General features: G+C 41.8%; 13 protein-coding genes. 1 reads left to right on the top strand and 12 read right to left on the bottom strand.

What is annotated here, in order from left to right:
- Window positions 1-10 precede the first annotated feature (10 nt).
- The 11 genes from FHS57_RS01535 to FHS57_RS01485 form a co-directional block, all read right to left on the bottom strand.
- On the bottom strand, window positions 11-1,213 hold the full coding sequence (locus FHS57_RS01535) for a DUF3570 domain-containing protein (protein WP_183971095.1): 1,203 nt from the start codon (window positions 1,211-1,213) through the stop codon (window positions 11-13).
- A gap of 38 nt (window positions 1,214-1,251) precedes the next feature.
- Window positions 1,252-1,473, bottom strand: a complete 222-nt coding sequence (locus FHS57_RS01530; RefSeq protein WP_183971094.1) for a DUF4266 domain-containing protein — start codon at window positions 1,471-1,473, stop codon at window positions 1,252-1,254.
- A gap of 20 nt (window positions 1,474-1,493) precedes the next feature.
- Complete coding sequence (locus tag FHS57_RS01525) at window positions 1,494-2,420, bottom strand: FAD:protein FMN transferase (protein WP_229601232.1); 927 nt, start codon at window positions 2,418-2,420, stop codon at window positions 1,494-1,496.
- Between the two features lie 13 nt (window positions 2,421-2,433).
- Window positions 2,434-2,877, bottom strand: coding sequence for a thioredoxin family protein (locus tag FHS57_RS01520; RefSeq protein WP_183971093.1), 444 nt, complete (start codon window positions 2,875-2,877; stop codon window positions 2,434-2,436).
- A gap of 24 nt (window positions 2,878-2,901) precedes the next feature.
- On the bottom strand, window positions 2,902-3,480 hold the full coding sequence (locus tag FHS57_RS01515) for a Rieske (2Fe-2S) protein (protein WP_229601231.1): 579 nt from the start codon (window positions 3,478-3,480) through the stop codon (window positions 2,902-2,904).
- Window positions 3,481-3,692: 212 nt separating this feature from the next.
- Entirely contained in the window at window positions 3,693-6,236 is a 2,544-nt protein-coding gene (locus FHS57_RS01510; protein WP_183971092.1) for a TonB-dependent receptor, read from the bottom strand.
- Between the two features lie 365 nt (window positions 6,237-6,601).
- The gene (locus FHS57_RS01505) at window positions 6,602-7,594 is read right to left on the bottom strand and encodes an LGFP repeat-containing protein (RefSeq protein WP_183971091.1); all 993 of its coding nucleotides are present in this window, start codon (window positions 7,592-7,594) and stop codon (window positions 6,602-6,604) included.
- 396 nt (window positions 7,595-7,990) lie between these two features.
- Window positions 7,991-9,445: a PQQ-binding-like beta-propeller repeat protein gene (locus tag FHS57_RS01500; RefSeq protein ID WP_183971090.1), complete on the bottom strand. Its 1,455-nt coding sequence runs from the start codon at window positions 9,443-9,445 to the stop codon at window positions 7,991-7,993.
- 38 nt (window positions 9,446-9,483) lie between these two features.
- Window positions 9,484-10,290: a hypothetical protein gene (locus FHS57_RS01495; protein ID WP_183971089.1), complete on the bottom strand. Its 807-nt coding sequence runs from the start codon at window positions 10,288-10,290 to the stop codon at window positions 9,484-9,486.
- 144 nt (window positions 10,291-10,434) lie between these two features.
- Window positions 10,435-11,139 (bottom strand): hypothetical protein, encoded by a 705-nt coding sequence (locus FHS57_RS01490; RefSeq protein WP_183971088.1) that lies wholly within the window; start codon window positions 11,137-11,139, stop codon window positions 10,435-10,437.
- The gene (locus FHS57_RS01485) at window positions 11,136-11,555 is read right to left on the bottom strand and encodes a hypothetical protein (RefSeq protein ID WP_183971087.1); all 420 of its coding nucleotides are present in this window, start codon (window positions 11,553-11,555) and stop codon (window positions 11,136-11,138) included. Before FHS57_RS01485 ends, FHS57_RS01490 begins: the two co-directional genes overlap by 4 nt.
- 37 nt (window positions 11,556-11,592) lie before the next feature.
- Here FHS57_RS01485 and FHS57_RS01480 point away from each other — a divergent pair, with 37 nt between their 5' ends.
- Entirely contained in the window at window positions 11,593-12,846 is a 1,254-nt protein-coding gene (locus FHS57_RS01480) for a C39 family peptidase (protein WP_183971086.1), read from the top strand.
- A 6-nt stretch (window positions 12,847-12,852) separates the two neighbouring features.
- On the opposite strand, the gene FHS57_RS01475 is transcribed toward FHS57_RS01480, so the two are convergent.
- The gene (locus FHS57_RS01475; RefSeq protein ID WP_183971085.1) at window positions 12,853-13,488 is read right to left on the bottom strand and encodes a response regulator transcription factor; all 636 of its coding nucleotides are present in this window, start codon (window positions 13,486-13,488) and stop codon (window positions 12,853-12,855) included.
- Between the last annotated feature and the right edge of the window lie 92 nt (window positions 13,489-13,580).

Raw genomic sequence — 13,580 nt, 5'->3', positions numbered from 1 at the left:
AAACCTACTTTTACTTCAACTTCATTGCCAGCGTAATGCTGTTGCCCACCATACCTGTACTACGCATATAATGCCCATAACGCACCTCAATGGTATTCCAGTGTTTGATTCCAAACATACCACCTGGAGGCGCAAACCGAAGCCCCATGCCTACGAAATGACTGGTAAAACCCGAAATATCATAGTCGCTGGTATAATACGTTTCGGTGGCTTGGTGCTGGGCGTACGGTTTGAAGTAGCGCACGGCGGTTTGGTTGCTAAACCGATAAAACGGACTAACCGAGAAAAACGGCGTCACTTTGTACGAAGCTTCTACGTTGACAGTATGCGCGGTCATTCCCCAATCATCGTTGTAGAACCGATAAAACCCACGCAAAATAAGGCGGTCGCCTGCAAAGTAGCTGATACGTGCTCCCACGGGGAGTTTAAAACGGCTTCCAGGTAGTTTTTCAACCGTATGTGAACCATTCGTAAAATATACTCGGTGATATGGCGTACTAAGTAACCCTTGCTGGAAGGATGGCTCTACCGTAAACAATACCTGCAAGCGTTTGTTAATCACTTGCGAAAGCGACAGCGCTAAATTGTACGAATTTCGTGGTTTATAAGCCACGGGATCACGGTCTCCTTCGGCCGCAGAGCCATAGCCCGATGGGCGTAGTTCGGCAGGCAAAATCGCCGTCCAAGTATCAAAAAACGCCCCTGCTTTTAGGCTAAACTCACGGTTATTGTCTTTCGACGACTTAGAAAAACTAAGGTTTATCCCGTGCGATTGATAGTCGTATTCGGTCGAATATGAATAACTAATGCCCTTCGTTGTATGCCTGGCATCGTCTTTCACGCTCCACGAAAGCGACGGATAAACGTGCGTATCGCTGCGCGAGGCCGACGAAACCGTCAACGGATCGATATTATCGGAAGAAGCGGAAGTATAATGGTCGATATTGAAATCGGCGACGATGCTGTGTTGGCGGCTTTTTCGGTCGATAAAAGACAATTTCAAATCAATCGAATTGGCAAAATCGCCTAGTTTTTCGGTACCTATCCCACCCGTCACGGCTGAGTTATTGCCATCTTGTCCGTAATAGCTACTGACCAAGTTTACTTCGTCAATTTTGAGTTTACGCTTTTCGTAGGTATCTTTTTCGGATTGGGCATACCCTCCCCGAAGCAGCCCAGCAAGCAGCCCTACACTGATGATGATTTTTTTCATTAAAATTTATGATGAAAGATACATAGGTAGAAAATACGCTAGTTGCAACCACAGCCACCGCCGCTTTTGCCCCCATTGGCTCCTGACGCTCCCTCCCGATAGAGGTAAAAACTTTGCTCAAACTTTTCAGACTTGCGGGCCGACAACTCCATTTCGGAGTCATTGATACGGCTCTTTTGGTATTCTTTCACCGTCACGCAAGAGGTCATACTTCCCACAACCGCAGCGAAGAAGAACCCGTTTTTTAATTGCTTTCTCATAGGACTTTATCAGTCTTTGGTTAACTGATTTTGATATTTTTTGAGGTAAACACACGATTTGTATCATCAATAATGACGCAGGCCATTCCTTGCATCTGGTTGATTAAATCTAACCCAACTCGGACGCCCATCACAGTTACGGGCGTGGCCATGGCATCGGCAATTTCGGCATTGGGGCAAATAATCGTCACACTTTTAATCCCCGATACGGGCAAGCCCGTTTTGGGGTCAATCGTATGTGAATATTTCCTCCCCCCTATCATCACATATTTTTCGTAATTGCCCGAAGTGGCGACTGAAATGTTGCTGATGTTGAAGTACGAAAAAGGCTGTTCTTTGGCATCGGGATGAGCGATTCCAATCGTCCAAGGTTCGCCGTTGGGCTGAGTCCCCCAAGTAGTCAAGTCCCCCGACGCATTCACGATTCCGTTTTCTACGCCTCGTTGTATCATCAGCCTTTTGGCCATTTCGGCGGCGTAGCCTTTACCTATACCGCCAAAACCTATACGCATTCCCTTTTCTTTCAAAAAGACGCTGCCATCTGCTTCGTCCAAAATCACATTACGGTAATTGATAAGTCGCACCATTTGGCGGGCGGTTTTGGGGTCGGGCAAGGCCGTCATTTGGGTATCAAAATTCCACAAACTCTTATCTATCGACCCGTACGTAATGTCAAAAGCTCCTTGGGTAACCTCCGAGATTCGCAGCGAGCGCTTTACTAATTCAAACACCTCTCGATCTACTTTTACGGGCGAAATTCCTGCGTTGGCGTTGATTCGATTGGTCTGGCTATTGTCGTTGAAGGTAGTAAAAAGCGCTTCAATCCGTTGAATTTCGGCTATGGCCTCATCAATTCGCGCTTGCGCCCAAGTTTCATCCTCTGATACAGCGCTGATTTCGAAGCGATTGCCCATCAATCGACATACGCGTTTGTGCAAGATTTTCAAGAAAAGGCGGCGTTTATTGTTTGCTGTTAATCACGGCATCAATATCATTGATGAGCGACTGGGTACTCATTGACGCTGGGTATCCTTCCCATTCTTTCACAACTTTGCCGTGGGCGTCCACCAAGACAGTCAGCGGAAACTTTCCCTGAGAATTGTATTTATCAGCCAACGATTCATTGTGGGAGGTCAGTTTGGCATCAAGCTGATTTTTTTTCAAACGGGGAAAATCGGCCCTTACCAACACCAAATGCTGAGACGCATATTGTTCAAAATCAGCGGATTCAAAAATGTCTCTTTTTAACTTAATACAAGGCCCGCACCAATCTGACCCACAGAAGTTTAGCAAAATATACCTATGGTTTTGATTGGCTTCATTTTGCGCCTTAGAAAAATCGTTGCCCCATTGCGGAGCGGCCAGCCACAATGTGCTGATGAGAAGTGACGTGATAAATTTCATGGTTAATGGAGGAAGAAAGTTTGATTAACTATAAACAACAAGGGTTGTACCATCGGTAGCGGTTTTGTAAACGGTAAGGCCCTTGCTACCAAAACTGTTTAAGCCTTTTCCTGTCAGGTCAAAACGTGCGCCGTGGTCGGTGCAATAGTACTCTGTTTTGTTAAAAATGATTTTCTTTTTAGGTTGATGCGTACACGTTTGGGTCGCCGCAACATACACTCCTGCGCTCGACTGCGCCACCACAATCCCACTCTTAACAAGATACCCGCCTACTGTTTTCAGCGCGGCGTTGGCCGTAGCAGTAAGGTCGATGGTAAGAAGCCGATTGGTAATGGTGCTGAGGTCGGTCGTTGAACCTGTTGTGCTACCCGTGCTTGTTCCAGTTCCTGTCCCAGTTCCAGTTCCAGTTCCAGTTCCAGTTCCAGTCCCCGTGCTTGTACCTGTTCCCGTGCCAGTGCTGGTCCCCGTACTCGAATTTGGGTTAACCGACAGGGCTTCAACGTAAGTATCTTCTTCTCGAATACAAGAGGTCATCAATGCCATCAGTGCAGCCCCCTTAAAACCCATTGACTTTAAAAATTGATAGCGCGAATAGCGTTCCATGTCTTGAACTTTTGGTTGGTCAGTTACCCAACATTACGTACGCTTTCTGTTAAGTGTTGCTCGGAATTAGAAAATAATTTTCAATTTAGAAGTTTTCAAAATAGTTGAAAATCATTTTTGTACCAAAATGATACAAAGACAAACGGCGAGCATTTGCTCGCCGTTTGTCTTATTCACTCTATCTATCTACTTTTCTTTGAAAGTAAGGTGGCTTAGTTGTTATCGCCGCCTTCTTTTACGTCGTCGTTTCTTACGCCTTTGGTTTTCTTAGGGGCAACAAAGCTCATTTTACCAATCTTGTAGCTGAATGTCAGCTTGATGTTTTGGTTATAAATATTGTTGACCATCGTTTGATTCAAAATCGGAGTTACCGAAGTTGAAGTCATTCTCATGCCACCCAAGAAGTTGTCTGTGGCAAGACCAAGGCTTCCTTTTTTATTGTTGAATTCTTTACGAACACCCAAAGAGTACATGTAAAAGCTTCCTTGCACTCCTTGAAGAGTCACTTGGTTTCCTCTCATACCGCCGTGTGCTTGCACCGCCCAGCCTTTGTTGAGTGAAAGACTTGACATGATACGCCCGCCAATCACGACACCCGAGTTACTGGTATTGATTGATGTTCCATCCAAGCCTTGAACTTTGCCTTCCAAGTAGTTATAATACACATCCACCCCACCATTCAACGTCCATTTTGGTGTAAGATACACGTTGGCAAAGATATTGGCTCCCACCACTTGTTGCTTCCCGATGTTTTCAAAGGTTGTAATAATTGCCCCTGCGAGGGTATCAGAAGGCGAACTCAAACGCATGATGCTGTTGTTGGTTGAGCGGCTAAACACCGAGGCATTGAGGTACGTTTTTTTGATGCTTGTACTCAAAGCCAACTCAAAATTGTCGGTCAATTCAGGCTTCAAATTCGGATTACCGATGCTGATATTGTATGGGTTAGCGGCGTTAAAGTTGGGGTTCAACTGCTGCAAACCTGGGCGCTGAATACGGCGGTTATAGGCTGCTTTTACCGTTGTTTTTCCTTTGATATTCTTTGAAATATTGATGCTTGGCACTAAGCTACCGTAGCTAGGAATGTTGATTTTACCAATTTGGTCTTGGGCATCAATCGTTGTGTATTCATAGCGTGACCCTACTTTAAAGGTATATTTGTTGGCAGTAGAGTAAGTGTAAGACATGTACCCTGCCACGATGTTTTGGTTGTAATTCAGCAACCCTTTTGGATTACGTGCATCGGCCGCAAACTCACCCGTCGCCCCTGCCACTTGGTAGCTATAATCACTGTTTACTTGACGCATGATGGTTTTGGCACCGATTTCAAACATCTGATTTGCTTTGATGGGCGTTTGGTAATCGGTCTGAATCGTCGCCTCTTGGTTAACGTTCGAGTTCAAGTTCTTCTGACGGCTCAACAACATGCTGCTTTGGCTCAACAAGTCAGCGTTGAAGTTATTGGTAAGATTACTGCGGCTGTATTGTGTCGAAATCGACCACTCTTTTCCTGGGGTTTTGAACGTACGAATATAATCGAGGTTCATATCCACGTTATTTGAAAGGTCGCGGGTAGTTACATCACGGAGGGTTGTAGAAGTTAATGCGTTGTTGGTAAACAAGTTACTTGTCATGTCTTGGTTACGAATCATGTTACGCGTTCCAAAGCTCACGCCCGCCGTCAATGACTGATTTTTTCCCAAATCATAATCAAATCCGAGATTATAACGTCCAAACAACCCATTGTCATAGGCGTCAGTCGATTGTTTGGTCAACAACGACATGCCGTTTTGAATCGTCGTTTGGTCTAGCGTTGTAGCGGCTTTGTTGTAAAACATCCGTCCAAATCCACCGAGCGTGATTCCCAATTTTCCTTGGCGGTAGTTACCGTTTAGGCTAAGGTTTGAGCCACGCACCCCTACCCCAGCATCGAGGTTTAGGGTAAGCCCTTGGAGGGTTGATTTTTTGGTAATGATATTGATGATACCCGCAGAACCTTCGGCATCGTATTTGGCGGAGGGAGAAGTGATTACTTCCACTGATTTAATCAAATCGGCAGGAATCATTTTCAAGGCATCCGCAATGCTACTTGCTACGATTGTTGAGGGTTTATTGTTAATCAATACTCGAATGTTAGAGCTTCCGCGAAGCGAAACGTTTCCGTCCAAATCGACGCTCAACATCGGTACTTTTTTAAGAATATCCGCGGCATCGCCCCCACGAGAGGTAAGGTCTTTTTCGGCGTTATACACCATGCGATCCACTTTTTCTTCAATCATTGACTTCTCACCCGTCACGACCACTTCAGCAAGGGTACGCACATCGGGACTGAGTTTAATTACCTCCAAATCAAGCTCTTGTCCTTTTGCAAGTTTGATATTATCAATGGTTTTGTCTTTAAATCCAATGAACGAAATCATCAATTTATAGTCACCAGCGGCGATGCTTTTTAAGGTAAACTTCCCTTTTTCGTCGGCCATGGTACCATCTACAGGCTTGCCTGTGGCTTTGTTGAAGAGGGCGATGTTCGCAAATTCCACCGCTTGCGTAGCAGCAGAATCAATCACAAAACCTGTAATGCGTGAGTTGCCTTTAGGAGCGTTACTTTCAAGGTTTAAGCTAGGCTGTTGGGTAGTTGTGTTACGGTTGCGGCCATTGCCATCACCGCTTTGCATACCACCTGGACCACCTGGAAATTGAGCGTGGGCGGCTGTCATGCCCAATGCTACTATGACGAGAGTGAGAATATTTTTCATCTGCTTTGTTCGTTTTGATGACACAAAACAAATAGGTAAGCAGTTCGCAAAAAAATGCAATAGACTGAGGGTAGTCAAACGACGATAAGTGGCGGTTTTTGGCCGATTAGAGGCATTTTTCAGCCTTTATTCGTCCTTCAGACACATTAGTAGAATACAATTCCGATTCTATCGGCAAAAAACGGCAATTAATAGAGTAAAATGGGGTGTTTCGTGGAAAGTAGTGTGGAGTTAAGTCAAAAAATGGGTTAAATAAAAAATCATCGGCTACTAACAAACAGCAACCGATGACTGGTCATTTTTCACCTATCAGAAAAAAGCATCGTTGTCATTCAAGTGCAACTCTAGTTCAGAATAAGAATAACCTATCTAGGAGTAAAAACATCTGAGCGAGGACGCGAGCGAATTCGTGTACGATTAGCTACAAATTCTATCTCATTCCCCTTCTTATTTATTACACCTTTTTCAAATTCTTGACTCACTGAATTACCCGAATTGGCTTTTTCATCTTCTATTGGAAACCCAGCATCGCTATTTTCCCAGCCCATTTGTGCCCATTTATCTCGTATTGAGCCTTTTACTATATGAGCATTCGTCTTTTCTGACCAATAAATAGACCCTCCTTGAAAATGGACAAAAAAACCTTCCTTATCTGGGCACTTGGTTTCGATCGAAATCGGGGATCCTAAAAAACCTGTTTCGGCCCCAAGGCTTTCCCATTTGGAACAAATTGCCCCTAAGGGATTCATAATGAATTCACATTCTACTCTAAAAATGATAGTATAGCTGTAATCATTATAGTCAATATAAATTCCCAAAAGACCATAATCATCATGTTCGCGAAATGCCTGTGAAAAATTTTTAGTACCTCTTTGCCCAAGTGTTAACTCATTAAAATTAACCAATCCTTTGGCATTTCCTAGCGTATCATTTTTGTCATTTTTTATAAAAAAAGTGACAATTGTATCAATAAACTGGAATCCAGTATCTATGTATTTCCCTGATTCATTCCCTGCTATCGGATTTCCACTGTAAGCCGTCACAGCAGCTTTTCCAATTTCTACGGCAAGATTTTTAATATTTTCTTTGTTCTCATACCAACCATCATTTTGGTCAATATCAACAGCATGAACAACAATACCAATGGTTGATTCTTTGCTGAAATCATCAAATAAAAGGGAGGTGTCTGCTGGATAGCTTTTTGTTTGCCCAGTATTGATTCTTAGTAAAGGTAGTGCATACCCTTTTTGCTTGTTCCCAGTTGCAATCAACCCTGATAAAACTAATTTATCTCCAGAATGAATGGACTCTGTATCGCTGCAAGTCACATTTTCGATAACTACTTTGTATTTGTACATTTTTGTTTGAGTTAAAATTAGTAAAACTGATTTTCTTTTTTCGCCATTACACAACTTCTCCAATCACTATTAAATCACATAAGTACGTAAAAGGGGTATGAGTGCTGTCCGCACTTTGAGCAGAAATGGTAATTACATAGTCATCATCAATGATGCGTTTCTCAATATTCCAAATAACCATCCCATTACCCGTACTGTCGCTACTATGTATTGTGGCTGAAACAGTGGGAGGAGATTTGAATTTTGGTACATGAAACTGCAGTTCTCGCACATGGTCCTGTCGGAGATTCATAGGTAAAGTGCCTCTACACATCAGGTGGTGATTGTCAAGTCTAATTTGTGTTAGCATTGTCGTAAATGGTTAATGAGTGGATTGATTTTAGTTAGGATGCTGATTTATTGTACTGCGCCACTACTGCTAGACATATACACTTTTCCATCTATCCATAAGGCAGGATTTGTCCTTGAATCAGTTGTATTTGTTCCCATTGCTATTTTTCTTGCGCCAGTGGCGGCATCAAGCGCATGAATACGAGGATCATACGTTCCATTAATATTTGTTGAGGATGCATACAAAATACCATTGGCAAAGACAGGCCCCAAAAACTGTTTAAAACTGTTTAGAGACCATTTTTTTGCGCCAGTAGCTGCATCAAGAGCATATAGATAATCATCGCCGCCAACAAAGTAAACCAGTCCATTGCCAGTAATTGGAGAAGATTGAAAACTGCCCGAAAGTGTAGTTGCAAACTTCCATTTTTCTGCCCCTGTTTTTATATCTAAGGCATGAAGGGTTGCTTTGTCATAATTGGAAGCATAAACAATATCGTTGGACACAGTAACAGAGCCTACAAATAGACTTCCCCCAACGGCTCTCCACTTAACAGCTCCTGTTGCTGCCTCTAATGCCAATAAGCCTTTATTGTTATTATCAGAAACGATTACTAAACCATTGGCGACACAAACGCCGCCTTTCGAGTCAGAAGAAGCATATTTCCATTTTAAACTGCCTGTTGAGGCATCTAATGCAAAGAGTGTTTTATCGGAAAAGGAGGTTATATAAACAATACCATCGGCGACCGTTGGGCTTGACTGGATTACAGAAGCCACAGAGAACTCCCATTTTTTTGCGCCTGAAGCGGCATCTAACGCATACACTTTATTGTCACCGCTTCCGCCGCCAAAATACAGTATTCCCTTCTCAACAACAGGACTTGAAACAGGGGCACCTACTGTTTGAAACTCCCACTTCTTAGTACCTGTTTTTGCATCTACAGCGTACATTTTGTTTTCATCTGACCCAAAATACACAATTCCATCCAGCAAATACAGGTCCGTTCTGACATCCTTACTATTAGTGGAAAACTTCCAAAGTTGTTTGCCAGTGGCCGGGTCATAAGCCGTTAAACCTCCGAATTCGCCAACATATAAGAAGTTGGAGCCTGTACCGACAACCGCGTCTTTTTTCACAGTTACTTTATATACTTGCGTACTTGCATCCTCCGCCGTAACCGTATAACTCACTTCCTTAGAAAAATCCTGAGCTATACCCGTAGCAGGTGAAATGGTTGCTTTATCAGAAATAGTAATGGTCGGTACAAGTTTGGTCAAATCAGTAGCAGCAGGTACGGTCGCCGAGATGGTTTTGGCAGTAGCATCAATGGTAGCATCTACGGCAGGGCTAAGGGCAGCAAAACTAAATTTAGTGATGTCTTTAGCAGAACTTTTGGTAGTGGTTCCAGGTGTTGGGGTGGGTGTAGGAGTATCAGCCGTTTTGCAAGACCAGACTGAAATAAGCCCAATGATGAAAAAATAGGGCATAATTGTGCGCAAGTGAAAATGTGCTTTCATTTGTTTCTGTGTGATTTTAGTAGAAGAAAAGAGTATTTTTAATTGCAATCCATCAGCGTAATTCGCTGATTACTACTTTTGTTGGCAGCATCAATCGTGGCATTTTCAATGAGATAACCCTGCGAGTTGGTCTTTACGTCCGTGATTTTCTCTTTGCCGTCGGATATTAATTTGCCATCTTGGTCAGCAAAAAATGACTCATAGGTTGTACCTACATTACCCTCGGCGACCTGCCACGAAAAACCAGACAGCACATCAAACGGTAAGCCACTTTTAACCAGCAATTGCTCTGGCGATTTTACTATCCCGACAGGATTAATGATTACTTCAAAGTACTTATTACCCTGTAAGTCGGCAAAGCCGCGCTTTGTGATAATACCATTGGCATCGTATTCAAAATACTGTTTTCCGTCCGAATTAGGGTCGCCCGTTTCGTAGGTAAACTCAGTGATTTGGCCAGCTGCGTTGTATTTAAGGTTGTTGATTCCCTTACTACCGTCGGCGTTGAGATAGGTTACTTTTGAGATTTGACTGTAGTAATAGCTATAAGTTTCCGTGCTGTACTCCTTCCCATCTAATTTTATCGCCGACTTGATAAGCAAGCCAGAAGCATCGTACGTAAAGCTATATATGTAAGTGGAGATTTTGCCTGAGCCCGTTCCATCAAACTCACGAGTCATTTGGGTGATTTTGCCATTCGCGTCGTAGGTATAGGTATGTTTATTGCCATTGCCTCGATCGATGACCGAAACTTTGCAGGGCGGGGTTGGGGTACGATGATCCTGGCAGGCAGCCACAGTAATGAGCAAAAAAGCCAGAGTGATGAGTTTTTGTAGGGTTTTCATTTGAACTATTGGGTTGACTAAGCTGAAGCATTTTTAATAGCCCAAAGTTCAGGAGAAATGAAAAGATAGAAAATCAACAATTTTAGGGATGAGACATAAAAAAGCCGCTCGGAAGGAGCGGCTTTTTAGTAGTTATGACACAGCCTATATTTTGACCTTTGCAACACCATAGGCCATCAATAACAAGGCACTTATATCCATTACCATTCTTACAGTACTGATTTGATAATACAAAATTATATTCTCATTGTATAATAAATCAGAAAAAAAATAGAACAGAATTGAAAAAATATATTGAAAAAAAATGCCACCAACAATGAATACAAGCCCATTTCGAAGAAGAGGCATTTTAAATTTACTTAAAAAATACTGTCTAAAAAATAGAAGAGATAATATAATCCCGTTCAAAGCTATCAGAAAAGATCCAATGGGCTGAGCATCTTTATATCCTTCAAAATAAAGAGTATTTACTATTTCAAACACAACTAAGATAAAGCCTGCATATTGCACCCAATTTCCGATTTTTTTGTCAACAATCTTGCTAAAAAACAAGTTGAGAAATAAAAAATCATTAAGAAAATAAAAAGGTGAAATAAAAAAAGTGTCGTCAATTTCTAAACGAGCTAAGAAAGGCCAAGTAGAGGGGTAATGATTGATAACATAAATAAATACAAGCTCAAAGACAGCTATCAAAAACATCCCTAATGAGTTCCAAAATAGCCAATAAAGCGCTTGTTGACTCGAAATAGGGAAAAGCCTCCTTATCAACACGAAAAGCAAGACTCCTCGTGCAGCTAATAGCCCATACCCCAGATTAATAACAAGTTGTGCGTATGCTGTTTCGGTCATACTGTCGGTATTTTTACTTTCACTCCGTCACCGCCGTGACCGTCATCACCACAGGGTTGGTCTTTCCCTTCAATGATAATGAATTTTTCTCCATTTTGTTCGCACACATTTATTTCAAGCGATACGTCAGTTAGTGCGAACAGTTCGTTTAAAGCGGCCGTGGTAATCCCAAATTCATGATTTCCCAAACTTCGTCCTCTATTGAGCGAGTGAGTAGTTCGTGATATTCGAACTCGGTCATTCATACTTGTCAATCGAATCAACAAACCATCGCTGCCAGTTGACAGCGGATTTATTCTTTCATATCTACTGTTGCACAGACGTTTTATCAGGGTTCTACGCAAGAGGTCTGACAATTCAATTTGCTTCTGGGCAGATTTATCCACATCGGCCGCATCAATAATTCGTTTTCCCATTTTTAAAAAAAATAGTAAGTTTAGAAAAAATTAAAACATGAGCAATATAAAAATTTTACCTATAAATCCGATTATACAACAGGGACATAGGCTTTGTTGGGCTGCCTGTATGGAAATGATCGCTGAATTTTTACCCCCAGCTTCTGACATGCAGCAAAAAGTTCTTTTAGATAACTACTTGCATCTTTTATATCGTAGTGCTACTACTCCAGCCCAGAACCAAGCTTTGACTGATATGTTGAATACACCTCTAATATGTAATGAAAGATATCAAACCATTGCCTCTGATAAAGATGATTATTCTCAAGTTCTTGCATCCGTTGGAATTCAATGCGTTCATTATAAATCCATTAACTTCCCAAAATGGAGTTTTATTCAATCCAAAATTGTTTCTGGAACTCCCATACTTTTAGGAAGTGATTATCCATTTGATGGTGGTCATGCGGTAGTCATTATTGGTTATTTTATTGACGAAAACTCTGCCTCAAAACCTCCGTGGGTACTTGTTAATGATCCTTTGTCAAATAAAGATCCTTGTAATGGTCATGCACAAAGGGCAGCTTGGGTATATCAATCTTTACGAGAATACTGCATGTCTCAACATTCAAAAAATGTTTTTATAACTGATTTTAAAAAAGCAGCGAATCCAATTATTAATTTTCATACTCTTACTTGGCCTAACACATCTGAACCTAATTATCCACGACTTCCTTCTGTCAGTTCTATAGATGATTTTAAAGAGAATATCTATAAAATAATAGCTGTGATTGTTTCAAACTTAAGGGGCTTTTTTAATTTGAATTCTTCCAATTTACATTTAAAAAGTACTAAATTGCTGCGAAAGTATTTTATTGACAGCAGCACCTTAACGAAATTAATTACAAGCCTAGCGGATTTAGGAAATAACAATAATGGCAGTCCACATACTTTGACAGTATATGAATCGGATAGTCCAAAACTGGATTTGGTATTATTTAATTCGCCTCATGATGATGGGTTTTTATTCTTAGGTGCTCAGGAGTATTTGAATGTAACAGTAGTTAAAGATATAAATGCGTTAGTAGAGCTGGATGGTACAATTTTAAACTTTACATTTAACTTTGACCACGAGCATCCAAACTACTCACTGGCTGTTATTACACCCGATCATTTTTATTTTTTGCATTTTCAATCAAATGAACAAGATTACTTCACTCCTTTTTATGACTATGAACTATTGGGGGTGAAACCCGGATATGCTTACGAACGTGCTACATTGGCGGCCATTTTAATAAATAATCTCTCTCTCTGACAACGACTAAACCAACTTCCATTCCAACGCCTTCACCACGGCTTCGGGAGCCGAATTGACGTGAAGTTTCTCGTAAATGTGATTAACATGGGTACATACCGTATGAAAGGTGATACCACAACTGTCGGCAATCATTTTGTAACTCAGCCCTTTTACCATACAGCTCAGGACTTCGCGTTCGCGGCGAGTGAGATCCACAAACGTATGTTGTGATTTTACAAATTGCTGCTGAAACATATCCACCACCTTGCGGGCAATACTCGGTGAGAGGTGTGAACCACCTGCATACACTTCCTGAATCGCCTGCACATACAATTCGGGGTTGGGGCTCTTGACCAAATAGCCTGATGCTCCCGAGCAAATAGCCTGAAATACCTTGTCATCGTCTTCAAATACGGTTTGTATCAGCACTTTTACTTGCGGATACGCTTTTTTTATTTCAATCATGGCGGCAATACCTGAGCCGTGGGGCATTTGTATATCCATCAACACTACGTCGGGTTTGAGTTTTTTGACGATACTTACGGCTTCACGAGCATCGGGATAGCTACCCGCCATCCATATTTGTTCTGTACCAGCCAAATACAGCGCGAGGCTTTCCCTGAAATTTTTATTGTCTTCAAACATCACCACGCGTATCATCTGTCTAATTGGTTAATTGCCTGTCTATCCTAATTTATTTAGCTCCAAAATTCTGAAAAAGTTCTATAGAAAAATATCCATAATTTTGGGGA

The sequence above is a fragment of the Runella defluvii genome, assembly GCF_014195535.1.
Classification (GTDB): domain Bacteria; phylum Bacteroidota; class Bacteroidia; order Cytophagales; family Spirosomataceae; genus Runella; species Runella defluvii.
The sequence above is the reverse complement of the archived record's forward strand: the minus strand, read 5'-3'. Positions and strand labels throughout refer to the sequence as shown.